At 36.3% G+C, this 14,060-nt stretch carries 17 protein-coding genes and 1 riboswitch; of the genes, 12 read left to right on the top strand and 5 right to left on the bottom strand.

Features of this window, described 5'->3' with window-relative positions; genetic code table 11:
* Positions 1–741 precede the first annotated feature (741 nt).
* The 3 genes from gcvPB to gcvT are packed head-to-tail and all read right to left on the bottom strand — an operon-like array spanning position 742 to position 4,669.
* Positions 742–2,199 (bottom strand): aminomethyl-transferring glycine dehydrogenase subunit GcvPB, encoded by a 1,458-nt coding sequence (gene gcvPB, locus HLX49_RS08125; RefSeq protein WP_077703566.1) that lies wholly within the window; start codon positions 2,197–2,199, stop codon positions 742–744.
* Positions 2,192–3,541, bottom strand: coding sequence for an aminomethyl-transferring glycine dehydrogenase subunit GcvPA (gcvPA, locus tag HLX49_RS08120; RefSeq protein ID WP_077703565.1), 1,350 nt, complete (start codon positions 3,539–3,541; stop codon positions 2,192–2,194). Before gcvPA ends, gcvPB begins: the two co-directional genes overlap by 8 nt.
* A gap of 12 nt (positions 3,542–3,553) precedes the next feature.
* The gene (gene gcvT, locus HLX49_RS08115; protein ID WP_296361154.1) at positions 3,554–4,669 is read right to left on the bottom strand and encodes a glycine cleavage system aminomethyltransferase GcvT; all 1,116 of its coding nucleotides are present in this window, start codon (positions 4,667–4,669) and stop codon (positions 3,554–3,556) included.
* Positions 4,670–4,836: 167 nt separating this feature from the next.
* Positions 4,837–4,950: riboswitch (glycine riboswitch) on the bottom strand.
* Positions 4,951–5,090: 140 nt separating this feature from the next.
* Between gcvT and HLX49_RS08110 the strand changes: the two genes are divergently transcribed.
* A complete protein-coding gene (locus HLX49_RS08110) occupies positions 5,091–6,749 on the top strand; it encodes a DEAD/DEAH box helicase (protein ID WP_101933875.1) in 1,659 nt (552 codons plus the stop codon).
* Positions 6,736–7,515, top strand: coding sequence for a YqhG family protein (locus tag HLX49_RS08105; protein WP_296361153.1), 780 nt, complete (start codon positions 6,736–6,738; stop codon positions 7,513–7,515). The genes HLX49_RS08110 and HLX49_RS08105 overlap by 14 nt, the downstream gene beginning before the upstream one ends.
* A gap of 32 nt (positions 7,516–7,547) precedes the next feature.
* Here HLX49_RS08105 and HLX49_RS08100 read toward each other — a convergent pair whose 3' ends face one another.
* Entirely contained in the window at positions 7,548–7,739 is a 192-nt protein-coding gene (locus tag HLX49_RS08100; protein ID WP_077703561.1) for a YqzE family protein, read from the bottom strand.
* A 408-nt stretch (positions 7,740–8,147) separates the two neighbouring features.
* On the opposite strand from HLX49_RS08100, the gene HLX49_RS17090 reads away from it, so the two are divergent.
* From HLX49_RS17090 to HLX49_RS08060, 9 genes are all read left to right on the top strand, one after another.
* On the top strand, positions 8,148–8,633 hold the full coding sequence (locus HLX49_RS17090; protein WP_367112736.1) for an ATPase, T2SS/T4P/T4SS family: 486 nt from the start codon (positions 8,148–8,150) through the stop codon (positions 8,631–8,633).
* A 4-nt stretch (positions 8,634–8,637) separates the two neighbouring features.
* Entirely contained in the window at positions 8,638–9,228 is a 591-nt protein-coding gene (locus HLX49_RS17085; RefSeq protein ID WP_367112735.1) for an ATPase, T2SS/T4P/T4SS family, read from the top strand.
* The gene (comGB, locus tag HLX49_RS08090; protein WP_296361152.1) at positions 9,215–10,240 is read left to right on the top strand and encodes a competence type IV pilus assembly protein ComGB; all 1,026 of its coding nucleotides are present in this window, start codon (positions 9,215–9,217) and stop codon (positions 10,238–10,240) included. Before HLX49_RS17085 ends, comGB begins: the two co-directional genes overlap by 14 nt.
* 38 nt (positions 10,241–10,278) lie before the next feature.
* On the top strand, positions 10,279–10,584 hold the full coding sequence (gene comGC, locus HLX49_RS08085; protein ID WP_367112734.1) for a competence type IV pilus major pilin ComGC: 306 nt from the start codon (positions 10,279–10,281) through the stop codon (positions 10,582–10,584).
* A complete protein-coding gene (gene comGD / locus HLX49_RS08080) occupies positions 10,553–11,011 on the top strand; it encodes a competence type IV pilus minor pilin ComGD (RefSeq protein WP_077703557.1) in 459 nt (152 codons plus the stop codon). The genes comGC and comGD overlap by 32 nt, the downstream gene beginning before the upstream one ends.
* A complete protein-coding gene (locus tag HLX49_RS08075; RefSeq protein ID WP_077703556.1) occupies positions 10,998–11,333 on the top strand; it encodes a prepilin-type N-terminal cleavage/methylation domain-containing protein in 336 nt (111 codons plus the stop codon). The genes comGD and HLX49_RS08075 overlap by 14 nt, the downstream gene beginning before the upstream one ends.
* Positions 11,317–11,730, top strand: a complete 414-nt coding sequence (locus HLX49_RS08070) for a competence type IV pilus minor pilin ComGF (RefSeq protein WP_164085521.1) — start codon at positions 11,317–11,319, stop codon at positions 11,728–11,730. The genes HLX49_RS08075 and HLX49_RS08070 overlap by 17 nt, the downstream gene beginning before the upstream one ends.
* Complete coding sequence (locus HLX49_RS08065) at positions 11,702–12,073, top strand: competence type IV pilus minor pilin ComGG (protein WP_077703554.1); 372 nt, start codon at positions 11,702–11,704, stop codon at positions 12,071–12,073. The genes HLX49_RS08070 and HLX49_RS08065 overlap by 29 nt, the downstream gene beginning before the upstream one ends.
* Positions 12,074–12,299: 226 nt before the next feature.
* Positions 12,300–12,542: a DUF2626 domain-containing protein gene (locus HLX49_RS08060; protein ID WP_073004399.1), complete on the top strand. Its 243-nt coding sequence runs from the start codon at positions 12,300–12,302 to the stop codon at positions 12,540–12,542.
* A gap of 126 nt (positions 12,543–12,668) precedes the next feature.
* Here HLX49_RS08060 and HLX49_RS08055 read toward each other — a convergent pair whose 3' ends face one another.
* Positions 12,669–13,292, bottom strand: coding sequence for an MBL fold metallo-hydrolase (locus HLX49_RS08055; protein WP_077703553.1), 624 nt, complete (start codon positions 13,290–13,292; stop codon positions 12,669–12,671).
* Between the two features lie 388 nt (positions 13,293–13,680).
* On the opposite strand from HLX49_RS08055, the gene HLX49_RS08050 reads away from it, so the two are divergent.
* Entirely contained in the window at positions 13,681–13,851 is a 171-nt protein-coding gene (locus tag HLX49_RS08050; RefSeq protein WP_077703552.1) for a DUF2759 family protein, read from the top strand.
* The last annotated feature ends 209 nt before the right edge of the window (positions 13,852–14,060 follow it).

Below are 14,060 nucleotides of genomic sequence, written 5' to 3'. Positions count from 1 at the left end.
CTCTAGCAAGACCCACGATACAATAAAACTGCTTTCTCTTTAAGCAAAAAGAAAGAATAGCATCTATTAAACGGCTTTAGCTCTATGGACGATAGAGTTAAAGCCGTTTTATTAGTTATTTCTCAACATAAAATGGCCTATTTATTTCTTTGGCTTTAGCAAAAGGCGCAAGCGCTTCAGCAACGTAGCGACTGGAACGAATCAACGAAAGTTTTAGGAATCATGCTCCTGCAACAGGAGTATGCCGGCGCCCTCCGACAAGCCCGTCTTTAGTCGGCCTTCCTATTTAGAACGAACCGATGATGACTTAGCTTAGGGCAATGGAGTGAAGTCGCCTAGTTGCTGGCGCTGGAGCCGGACGTGGCTAAATAACTTAGTAAGTTTATCCACAGCTGCAAAATTTGATAATTTCCTAGACAATTAGAAAAACCTGGCTTGTTGCCAAGTCTTTATGCCAGTTGAGCGAAGTCGTTTTACTTATATTATAATCCTTAAAATCTTATATTTTTCTTTCATGCAAGAGGATGATCTAAAGACAACGTTTGAAAAGAGTTTAGTTTAGTTATCTCCTGTTTAAGCTTGTCCAGCACACATCCATTCATTCTTGATGGAAATTTCACAGCACTTCATACTCGGTATAAATACTCCCCATAGATAGCGAAAGTTTTAATCTTCTCTTCCTTAAGGGGAGTATTTAAGCAAACCTTTGAATACCTTTAGAAAGTTATCACTTAAGTTTTCCTATTTTTCATACCGTAAAATCGGTTTTCTAGCAGCGGTTGTTTCATCCATCCGTTTAACAATTGTTTCATGAGGCGCTTCTTGTACTAACTCAGGTTCGTCTCTTACTTCAGCAGCAATTTGCTTCATTGCCTTAATAAATCCATCTAACGTTTCTTTTGCTTCTGTTTCTGTTGGCTCCATCATTAAAGCTTCTTCCACATTTAGAGGGAAGTAAATGGTAGGTGGATGATAGCCATAGTCTAACAACCGTTTAGCAATATCCAATGTACGTACACCCTGTTTTTTCTGGCGTCTACCAGAGAGGACAAATTCATGCTTACAATGTTGATCGAACGGTAAATCATACTCTTCTTGTAATTGCCTCATTAAGTAATTTGCATTTATTACCGCATACTCGCTTGCTTTCTTCAAACCTTCTGCACCCATTGTACGAATATACGTATAAGCACGTAAATAAATCCCAAAATTACCGTAATAAGGCTTTACCCGCCCGATTGATTGAGGGAGATCATGATTAAATCGATAAGCTGCTCCTCGTTTTTCCAATATTGGTTTTGGTAAAAATGGTTTTAGCTCTTCTGTCACGCCAACTGGACCAGATCCTGGGCCTCCGCCACCATGAGGACCTGTAAATGTCTTATGAAGATTTAAGTGGACAGCATCAAATCCCATATCACCTGGACGCGCATAACCCATAATGGCATTTAAATTTGCTCCATCATAGTATAACTTTCCACCAGCTTCATGAACAATTTGCGCCATTGCTTCAATTTCTGTTTCAAATAAGCCTAATGTGTTTGGGTTTGTTAGCATTAATGCAGCAGTATCAGGGCCGACTACTCTTTTCAAATCTTCTAAATCAACAAGCCCTTTGTCATTAGATTTCACTGTTACCGATTCAAATCCGGCAACCGTTGCTGAAGCTGGGTTCGTACCGTGAGCTGAGTCAGGAACAATCACTTTTGTGCGATGGAAATCGCCATTTGCTTCATGGAAAGCACGAATCATCATTAAAGCGGTCCATTCGCCTTGAGCACCTGCAGCAGATTGTAAAGAAACTTCATCCATTCCAGTTATCTCTGACAACGCAGTTTGCAAGTCATACATCATTTCCATTGCCCCTTGCACACTGCTTTCAGGTTGATTTGGGTGAATATGACTAAAGCCATCCATCCGTGCAACGTCTTCGTTGATTTTAGGGTTATACTTCATCGTGCAAGATCCTAATGGATAAAAACCAGAATCTACACCATAATTTCTATTCGATAGAGCTGTATAATGACGCATTAAATCGAGTTCGCTAATTTCAGGGAGATCTGGTGCTTCTGTTCGAATATACGATTTTGGCAATTCTGCTTCTAAATCCATATCAGGTACATCTAACTCTGGCAAACTATACCCTGTTCTGCCAGTTTTACTACGTTCAAAAATTAATGGAAAGTCTCGATTAGCCATGAATATCCCTCAATTCTTTAACAAATTGATTTATTTCTTCCATACTTCTGTTTTCCGTAACAGCTATAAGCATATGTCCGTTCATGTCAGGATAATCTTTTGCCAGATCATATCCTCCAATGATCCCTTTTGTAAGTAATTTCTCATTAATTTCTGCAATAGGCTTATCCAATTGAATAATAAACTCGTTGAAAAATGCACCATTTTTAACCGTTGAAAATCCTGATTCCTCCAGTTTTTTCATCGCATAACGTGCTTTTTTCATGTTCAAAGTTGCCATTTTTTTTAGTCCATGTTTTCCAATGGAACTCATCGCAACTGCACTCGCAAGCGCATTTAATGCTTGATTGGAACAAATATTAGAGGTAGCCTTATCTCTACGAATATGCTGCTCTCTTGCCTGTAATGTAAGAACGAACCCTCTAACGCCATCCTCGTCCGTAGTTTGTCCTACTAGTCTACCCGGAACTTTTCGCATAAGCTTTTTTGTAGTTGCAAAATAACCACAATGCGGCCCACCAAATTGCGCAGGAATACCGAAAACTTGTGTATCCCCTACTACAATATCTGCACCGAATGCAGCAGGCGGTGTTAAATAGCCCAAAGCCAATGGATTACTTGATGTTATAAGCATCGTTTTCTTTTGGTTTTCAAGCAACTGTTGCACTTCTTCCATCGGTTCTAATTGACCCAAAAAGTTCGGATACTGCATAACGACACTTGCTGTTTCTTCATCCAACGCTGTTTTTAATTGTTCTACGTCTGTTTTTCCCTCCTTTGTATCAATGTAGACGATCTCCAAGTTTGGACCTTTTGCATACGTTTCAATCACCATACGATACTGAGGGTGTACAGCAGTAGAAACTAATATCTTTTTACGCTTTGTTTGTGCAGCACTTAAATTAACAGCTTCCGCCAGAGCAGTTCCACCATCATACATGGAGGAATTAGCCACATCCATACCTGTTAGTTCACAAATCATCGTTTGAAATTCAAAGATGGCTTGTAGCTCCCCCTGCGAAATTTCTGGTTGGTAGGGTGTATATGCTGTATAAAATTCTGATCTGGAAATAACATGATCGACAACAGATGGAATAAAGTGATCATAAACACCAGCGCCTAAAAAGCTTGTGTATTGCTTTAAATTTGCATTTTTACTTGCTAGTTGTGCCAATTCTTTTTTCAAATCCACTTCATTAGCAGGTTTTTTTAAATCCATTGGTCGATTTAGACGTACATTGCTTGGTATATCGGAAAAAAGCTCCTCTGAGTCTTTGACACCAATACTAGCTAACATGGCTTGTTTATCCTCTTCCGTCATAGGTAAATAGCGAAATTCCATTGATTTATCCCCCTACCTTTCTCGTTTATAAAAAGGTGTTTCTACTATTTTTGCTTTTAATTGGCGCTTTCTTACTTGGACGAAAAGCACCGTTCCAAGTTCTGCAGAAGCAGTGCTTACTAAAGCAAGACCCAAATTCTTTTGAAATGTTGGTGATTGCGTTCCTGAAGTAATTGATCCTACTTTTGTTTCGCCATCATAAACTTCGTAACTCGTTCTTGGAATGCCTTTATCTAGCATTTCTAAACCAACAAGTTGTCTCTTTGCACCTTGTTCCATTTGTTGCTGTAATACTTGTTTACCAATGAAGTCATTTGCTTTATTTACCTTTACTGCAAATGATAATCCAGCTTCTATCGGCGTAATCTCCGGAGATAATTCTTGACCATATAAAGGTAAACCCGCTTCAAATCGTAATGTATCTCTAGCGCCTAACCCGATTGGTTCCACGCCTTTTTCTTTACCAGCGTCTAAAATTGCTTTCCATAGCGCAATTCCACTCGCTGTAGGTATATAGATTTCAAATCCGTCTTCTCCTGTATACCCTGTACGGGATACGAGTGCTCGCTCTTCTACCCCTGTAAACGCGATATCTGTCTCAAATCTAAAGAAGCGGATTGCCGATAAATCTGCTGATGTGAGCGATTGCAATACTTCTTCTGCAAGAGGACCTTGTAAGGCAAGCTGAGCATAACAATTGGAAACATTCTCAATAGCAAGCTCTTCCGCTACATAATCATTATTGTCAAGAAGCCATTGATAGTCTTTATCTGTGTTTGCTGCATTTACAACAAGCAAGTAGTCGTCTTCTTTTAGCTTATAAATTAAAAAATCATCAACGGTTCCGCCATCTTCATAACACATAAACGTATATTGTGCCCGGTTCGGCGTTAGTTTTGCCACATCATTCGTAACCATTCGTTGCAAAAATTCTAAACTTTTCGGCCCTTTAACTTCAATTTCCCCCATATGGGATACATCAAATAGACCAGCTTTCATCCTCGTCACCTCATGTTCATGTTTAATGCCTTTAAACTGAACAGGTAAGTTCCAACCGCCAAAATCAATAACTTTAGCCCCATATTCTTCATAAATAGGATATAAAGGCGTTTGCTTTAACTCGTTCATCCCGATCACTCCCTTAAATCTTTCTATAGTACAAAAAACAGAGATTTCATTGTTTTTCATGAAATCTCTGTCCTGCTACCAGAAAGTTGCATACCGATAACACTAATAATCGGTACTTGCTTCGTGGGTGGTCTACAGCTAACCGCCGTAAACACTCTCCAGAGTTGCGTCCTACAAGAGTCTGTTTGCCTGAGAGATTCGCTTTCACTTGCTCCTTCGGCGTTACATAGTTTAACACTTTAAAAACAAGCCATCTATGTAAACTCTCCCCTTGTATTCATTCGCTTTTATGAAAAATGTAGTTTTGGTTATACTATGTACTAATTCATCAATGAAACATCCATTTATTGTGTATTATTATATCACATATATAGAAAGATAAAATAGAGAAACAGTTATTATATAGAAAAGGAAGGTTACCATGAAATCAATCTATATAGATAAAGATGATAACTTCATAAACGAACTTGAAGATAAACTTAAAAAAAATACGCAACTTTCTTCTTGGGAATTATTTTCCATGGCTTATGCTGCAGAACAAACTACCATGGTACCTAACTTTACAGGCTTAAGAGCCCTTGAATTTTTACCACATGTTACCTTTTTAGATCATCAAATTCAAACAGCTGAACGAGTTGTTGAGCAAATGAATGGTAGAGCTATTCTAGCCGATGAAGTTGGTTTAGGAAAAACCATTGAAGCAGGGCTTGTATTAAAAGAATATATGATTCGTGGCTTAGTTAAAAAAGCACTCCTTCTCGTACCTGCATCTTTAGTAAACCAATGGGAAAAAGAGTTGAATGAAAAGTTTTATCTTCCAGCTGTAGCTTACAGGAAAAACATGAGCTGGGAGCAGGGTAACATTATCATCTCTTCTTTAGATACAGCGAAAAGGGTACAACACCAAGATACTATTCTTGATTTAGACTATGATTTCGTACTTGTTGATGAAGCACATAAATTAAAAAATCATAAAACAAAGAATTACCAGTTTGTGCGCTCATTAAAAAAGAAATATTGTCTATTATTAACAGCTACACCTGTACAGAATGAACTTCTAGAAATTTTTAATCTTGTATCTATCTTAAAACCAGGGCATTTAGGTAGCTATGATTCTTTTAAAGCAAGTTACGGGAATGATCGAAAAACGATGAAACAAGATCTATACCTAAAACAATTAGTTCAAAAAGTAATGGTTAGAAACACTAGAAAAGATACTGGTTTAAATCAAATTAAGCGTCATATAGAAACCATCTGGACAGAGTTCTCTCGTGAGGAAGCTGAAGTTTATCAAGCATTAGAAGAAAGTACTATGCTACTTCCTTCTTTTTCTAAAATTACCTTTTTGCGAGAATTATGTTCATCAAGGGAAGCATGTTATTTATCACTTAAAAAATTGCTCGAAGAAAACCCAGAACTTGAATCTGTTCAAGGTGTAATAGAAAAAATTGAGCAATTACCTCATCACCAAAAAGCAGGTAAAGTGGTTGAATTAATAAACAGCATAGGAAATGAGAAAGTAATCATCTTTACAGAGTATCGAGCTACGCAATTTTACTTACAATATTACTTGAAACAGCACGGTATCAGTTCTGTACCGTTTCGAGGCGGTTTTAAACGTGGGAAAAAGGATTGGATGCGTCAACTTTTTAAAGATCACGCCCAAGTGTTGATTGCAACAGAGGCTGGAGGTGAAGGGATAAATTTGCAGTTTTGTAATTATATGATCAACTATGACTTGCCATGGAACCCCATGCGTTTAGAGCAACGTATTGGCCGTATTCATCGCTATGGTCAGGAAAAAGATGTGTTTATCTACAATTTCGCCATTAGAAATACAGTGGAAGAGCACATTATGAAATTATTATATGAAAAAATTCATTTATTCGAAAACGTCATTGGAGATTTAGATGCCATTTTAAGTGAGCTTTCGATTCAAAATATGGAACAGGAAATTGAACAAATCTACACAGAATCAGAAACAGCCGGTGAAGCAAAAATTAAATTACAAAATTTATCGGCTATTATTGAGGCAGAACAACAATCAAACTTGGAGGAAAAGCAATATGGTGATACATGATTTGAATGCATTTCTACATGCTTTTTTTAAAGCACACCACTGCCAAATACTGTCCAATGACAATGGCGTATTAAGCATTCAACTAACAGAAGAATTGGATAAGGTACTTATGAATAGGCCATTTTATTGGCATTATATGAAAAAAATGGGCTACACCGGCGATCCCATGAACCTTACATTAATAACGAACCCAGATAAGCGTCAGGAAAAAGGGGAGTGGATTCATTTTGGTAGCCCTCGTTTGCAACAAATCATTCGCTATTTACAAGATACTAAAAAATATACCAAGCTCTTTCAGCAGTTATCTCCAAATAAAAATACGCCTCTATATCCATGGCTTGTAACGAATATAAAAATAAGCTACCAAGGAAAGCATAAGCGAGACGAGTTGTTTTCAATTGGCTTGAATTTAATAAATGGTGTAATGCATGCAAAAATGATGGATGTATTAAATACTATTTCGCTTGAAAAAACCATTGCGGATTATTGTTACACGTTGTCACCAATGATTAAAATGGAAAGTGGTTTTAAACGTATTGAGTCCGTATTAGATCAATATATAGAAAACCAGGAACATCAATGGGCAGTTGATTCTTTACAAGCTTTAGAAGAAGAAACAAAGCTATTACATCATTTTTACACAGAGGATATGGAAGATGAGATGATGAAAAGGGAATTACAAGAAATTCAAGAACGGTTTCAGCCCAAAATATTATATCAAGTGATTAATGGTGGTTTATTTTATTTAGCAACGGAAACATCCTAACCTTTAACATACAAACAATCTCGAGCAGGCGTTTATTTCGCCTGCTTATTCGACGTGTCACGCAGCATTTTTAAAGCTAGAGGGATGACACCAAACCATTTGTTTGTCATCAAACGCTCTTGTCTTTTTTTGGTTTCTTTACGTTGTCTTCTCTTTTCCTTAGGCATATCTAAATAAGTGACAACTTGTTCAGTTACAAATTGCAGGTAATCCTTTGCCGACATAATTTCCCCTCCTATTTTAGAAAAACTTGACATATCACTACGTATTACTATAAACCAAAAAATTTTTTACTCTCTATAGTGTAAAAAATGAACTACTTATAGTTTTTCCAAATGTAAATACTTTATCCCAATAAGAGATCAGACAATTTTCCGCTGTTCATGAAAGAAAACGTGCTCAAAGGCATAAAGCGCTAGAAGTTAAGAAGGGACCTCTCTACGTAATCTGATTGCTGTTTTCCCTTTGCTTTAGAAAGACTGTTGACACCAAGTCTTATGGCTAAAGCTGTAATTTTTCTTATACTATAAACCTTTAAATTTTACACTTTCCTATAGAAATAAAAAAATTAAAAAAGAAGGAGTTTGATGTCTTTTGTCGAAATATAGTTGTATAAGGAGGTGAATAAATTATTGAACCCTGCAGAAGTAAAATCTACCCGTTTACTATTGGAAGCAATTGAGCGCGATGCTTCCGACATTCACTTCTCCCCTCTCCCAACTAAAACGGATATCTACCTTCGAATTCAAAGTCAACGCGTTTTCCACAAAAGCATCCCGACTTCATCATACCAGCTCTTGCTTACGTACTATAAGTTTACATCTGCTATGGATATTGGTGAAACAAGGAAACCACAAAATGGAACGATTGCTTTCCAATTAAAAGGTCAAGCTTATGATCTGCGTCTATCCACATTACCTGTGAAACACAATGAAAGCCTAGCTATTCGGATTCTACCTCAGCAAGAATCCCTTCCGCTTCAACAGTTATTTCTTTTTCCACAGCAATTAAAAATTTTATTAGGTTGGTTGAAAAATCGTTCTGGTCTAATTCTTATTAATGGGCCGACAGGAAGTGGAAAAACGACTACCTTATATGCGATTGTAGAGGAGATGTGATGTGATGGCTTGTAATGTGTGTTGCCTACACATCTCCTCTACCTTATATGCGATTGTAGAGGAGATGTGTAGGCAACACACATTACAAGCCATCACGTTAGAAGATCCAATCGAAAAAGACATAGAGACAATACTCCAAGTACAAATTAACGAAAAAGCTGGAATAACATACCAAGCAGGTTTCAAAGCAGCATTACGTCATGATCCTGACATCATTTTGGTAGGCGAAATTAGAGACTCCGCTACGGCTGCATTTGCTGTCGAGGCTTCTCTATCTGGTCACCTTGTTTTAAGTACTATCCACGCTACTAATGGATTAGGCACCTTGTACCGCTTAAAAAGCCTCGGTTTAAAGATGGACGATTTAAAACAATCGCTAATTGCTATTGCATCCATTCAATTACTTCCATTTGAGATAAGAAAGTATGGAAAACGAAGAGCAGCCATCTTAGAATTACTTGAACCGTCTCAATTAATTCAATACTTTCAAAATGATGCGCAATGGACTATCAATTCATATCATTCATTTACCCACTTACGAAAGAAGGCATTTGCTTATGGATATATTTCTAAAACATCCTTTGAAGAAACATAATAAACTGTCAAATCAACAACAATTGCGGTTTTTAAAACGCTTAAACCATCTTTTAACCAATGGATACCCTCTTATTGAAGCATTAAATAGTATAGCTTGGACAAAACCGTTTAGTAATTTGTCTAAAAAAATTATATTTGAATTAAAAAATGGCGCTACATTTGATCAAGCTTTACAAAAAAGCGCTTTTCATCCATCTATTACGAATTACCTCTCCTTTTCAATGTCCAATGAAAATTTACAAGGAAATATACAGCGTTGCTACAAAATGTTTGAGCAAAAACTGAAATACAGTAGCAAGTTTAAACAAGCTATCCGCTATCCCATTCTTTTGTTAACGATTTTCTTGCCTATACTGATTCTGCTCAAACAACTAGTGCTTCCCTCTTTTATTGAACTATACCAAGGAATACCAGGATCTTCGACAATTTTAGTTATAGCCATTTCCCTCATTGATTGGTTACTCCTATTATGCATCATTACATTCATTACAGTTTGTATCCTCGCACTTAGCTGGCAACGTATGAAACGTTCCATATCAATAGAGAGACAAATTAGATTATATACTCGCATTCCGATTTACAGAGCTTTTTTAACCACACAAACTTCTTTTTTATTTGCTACTCAATTTAGTACTTTAATTCAAACAGGCCTTTCCTTTAAAGCAATTCTTCAACAAATGATGTATCAAAAGAAACACCCGCTTATTGCTCACTATGCCAAGCTTATGACAACGCAATTGAGAGAAGGGCGACAACTTCCAACTTTGCTAAGTCAGTTTGATTTTTTAAATAAGCCAATTTCTAATATTTTCCAAAAGGATAGCAATACAGCAACTTTGAAAATGGACTTACATGTTTATGCAGAAGGGTTAATGGAAGAAATGGAAACAAATATGCTCAAACTCATCACCTATATTCAACCTATGTTTTTTATCATAATTGGCTGCTTTGTTTTATTTATCTATATAACACTAATGTGGCCTATGTTCCAACTTATCAAAACGATTTAAGTTGCAATGTAAAAATTAATGGATACATGAGGAGGATTATGTACATGTGGAAGAAAAATAACGCTTTTACTTTAATTGAAATGCTAATTGTTCTAATGATTATTTCCGTGTTAATTATTCTGATCGTTCCTAATTTAGGGAAACGCAGCCAAGAAGTAAACAGCAAAGGTTGTGAAGCATTGGTAGCAGTTGTTCAAGCTCAGGTCGATGCATATTATGCTGAACATCATCAGTTCCCGACTAATTTAGACGCACTAGTGCCAGAGTACATTCATGAAGATCAGAAATCCTGTAACGACAAGGAACTAAGCTATGAAAGTAATACCGGAAAAGTTCGCAACTAAACGCATAAAGCAAACCAATGGTTTTACGCTGATCGAAATGGTGTTTGTTATGAGTATTATGTTCATTATGTTGGGGCTGCTGTTACCTCCACTTTCTGCAAATGTAAATAAAATGGAAAGTGATCACGTTATTGATAAACTAGCTTCGGACGTTATGACTATACAGCATATGCATGCTACTACAAATGGTACGGTTAGGATTCAACTATACAGAGATAAATATGTCATATTAAAATCAACTAAAGTTTTAAAGCAAGTTTCCCTCCCAGAAGGATTCTGGTTTAATCAAAATGGAAAGCATTTTTTAGAGTTTCATAAGGGGGGCAGTATTAAACAACCTCGAACATTCTTTCTATACTCGCCCACGACAAAATATAAAATAATCTTCCCGTTTGGTAAAGGACGGTTTCGTGTTGAAAAAAGTTAATGGATTTACTCTCATTGAAGTTATTATTGCATCGAGTTTATTGTTTTCGTTAATGTTAGTTTTAGTACCTGCTTTTTCTATTCTTCATGTAGAACAAACAGTATTACATGACCGGCTAGCAATTGCCTATAAACTTCACGACGAAATGCAGCCAATCATTTGGGAAAACGATAATTTTAGGACAAATTATCATTTACTTGTCAATAAACAAACCGTAACGATAGAAATTGATAATGAGCACAACTACTTGAAGGGATGTGCATATTGGAAAAATGCGAAACAAACAAACGAAGAAGTCTGTCTTTATGCCGAGCCATCTTGAATATGGTTTTACATTTGTTACAACATCCATTTCCATTGTAGTTTTAGTTTTTAGTATTCCATTTGTTAGTTATCTATTACGCCAAGTTTCCGTAGACCATGCAATGAATGATTTATCCGTTGGACAGTTTTTTATATTTATGCGTAATGAAGTTATGCAAGCGGAAGAGATAAAAATATATCCTCATCAATTAAAACTGTCTATGCATAATGGAGATGAAGCTACATTTGAAAAGTATGGTAACCTTATAAGAAGACAAGTTGATGGTACCGGTCATGAAATATATTTACGGGATATAAAAGACATTACATTCTCCCCTCTTTCTTACGGATTTCACATTATCATTACTACCATGAAGGGGGAAAAGTATGATAAAAAAATCATCTATTACCCTTAATAACGCTGGGTTTATGTTCCCGTTTGTACTATTTATTACAGTTCTCGTGTTAATGATTATAACAGCTACTGCCTATCACTATCAAAACAATATAGTTATGACAAAGAATCAAATCGAACAATTAAAAATAGAGACAATGGTGCAAATGTCACGAAAAAAAGTCAAGCAAGAACTCATTCAAAATGGAGAGCTAAAAGAACAAATGGATTTTTCATTTCCTTATGGTGACGTTTCTTTACGTATAAACGCTATACCTTCTAATAAGTATACATTGCTTTTCACCATCACAACGGACAATCAATCCACAATCCAACTGAGAGGGTTTCTTAAACCCTCTTTATAGAAATACAATCTACAGAAAATAGGTTTAAAGGTTCCGTATTCTTTCGTTTTTGAATTAATCGAATTACCTTTAAGAATAAATAGAAATAGACAGAGCAAAACATTTGGCGACTTTTTAGTACAAACATTGCTATGAATAGAACAGCAATTCCATGACTATCATTTACAAGTTCATACTGGTCGTTTATAATGACTATGATAAGGTTACCAAAAGGAGGGGGATTGGCATGGATCGAATGTTTCGTGTGTTAGCCTTTTGGACAGGAATTTTTACTGTAATGTTTTTCGTGGGAGATATGCAAAAAACCGCATTACTTTTTCTCGTTCAAACGGCCTTTTTCCTAACATTAAGTTATTTGAAACTTTCTGAACGCATGTATATGTATTTATTCGGGGCATACTGTACCATATTCTTTATTGGCTTTACATGGTATTCAGAATTTATACTTGTACCTGGTTTCGGACACTAAGAGGCAACAAAAAACCCTGCTACATACTGTAAGGCAGGGTTTTTTGTTTTTTGCACAATGGTTTGAAAGAAGATGAAGTATTACAGGAAAACTCCATTCAGACCGAGCAATTATTTTACTTATTCCTCACACTGTGAAGAACGGGTTATATTGCTTTTCAAATTGGATATTCGTTTTTGGCCCATGACCTGGATAAACGATAAAAGCGTCATCCAACGTATATATGGATTCTTTTATAGACTTTTCTAGTTGCTGAAAATCTCCTCCTGGTAAATCTGTACGGCCAATTCCTTGTTGAAATAAAACATCTCCGCTAATAATGAATTTTTCTGTTGTAAAAACGAAAGTAACACTGCCAGGAGAATGACCTGGCGTATGTAATACATGAAAAGAAAAGTCCCCAAGCGCCATCTTCCTTGGATATAAAAATTGATCCGGCCTTTCTGTTTCTACTTTTTTCTGTGTAAATAACAGTGAACCATTCTTACTAGCATCTTCAAGCCAGTTGGCTTCCAATTCGTGCAGATAAACATCGATATGATATGCTTTTCGTAATCCATCTACTGCTCCAATATGGTCAAAATGAGCATGTGTTAATAAAATAGCAATTGGTGTTACGTGATGATCTTGTAAAAATTGCGTAACTTTCTCCGCATCACCACCTGGATCAATAATTAACGCTTCTTCTTGATCGTATACAATATAACAATTTGTCCCTAATGGACCTAAAGACATTGCGTGTATATGCATGTATATTTCTCCTTTCAATGTGAATCCTGTATCGCTTATTCCAAATTCTTACAAAAGAAATAAGATAAAAGTCATAGTTGCTTAGATGAAGGACGTAGCGTTTAGGAATTACTATTTCTCACTAAGTTTTCTTCTGTATTCTTTTTCCCTTTCTTGAATAGAGACCGTCTAATAGTTGAACTACCTTGATCCAACCATCTTCGGAATTTACCGAAGTAGACTCCTTTCTTTCCGCTCAGCCTGAAAAACAACTGAATTTAATGCAAAGTCTCGACAAACATTAAATAATACTATAGAATAATGGATATAACCGCACTAGTTACATAATAATACAAATACATTTTCTATACCAATAATAGGAAATGAGAAGCTAAGGAGGAAGAATTTCATGCATATCGTATTAGGGGTTTTGTTTTTATTAGTAGCTATTCTTGCAGTTGTATCGATCATACGTCAACTAAAATACAAAAATATTTTTGCTATTGGTTTTTCTGCAATTACAGCGCTAGCGTTTGGATTCTTTGCTGTGGCAACCATTATTTCCGAATTAGGTAGTTAAATGAACAAAGGCGCAAGCGCCCGGTTAGCAACGTAGCGAGTGGAACGGAAGCAACTAAAGTTTTAGGAATCATGGTGAGGCGGTGTTGCACGAACCAATGATGACTTTATCGTAGGGCGATTCGTGAAGTCGCCTAGTTGCTGGGCGCTGGAGCCGGACGTGGCTAAATAACTTAGTTAGTTTATCCACAGCTGCAAAATTTTATAATT

It is taken from the genome of Virgibacillus sp. (assembly GCF_013393565.1).
GTDB lineage: Bacteria > Bacillota > Bacilli > Bacillales > Amphibacillaceae > Virgibacillus > Virgibacillus dokdonensis.
This window is presented reverse-complemented; position numbering and strand designations above follow the sequence as displayed.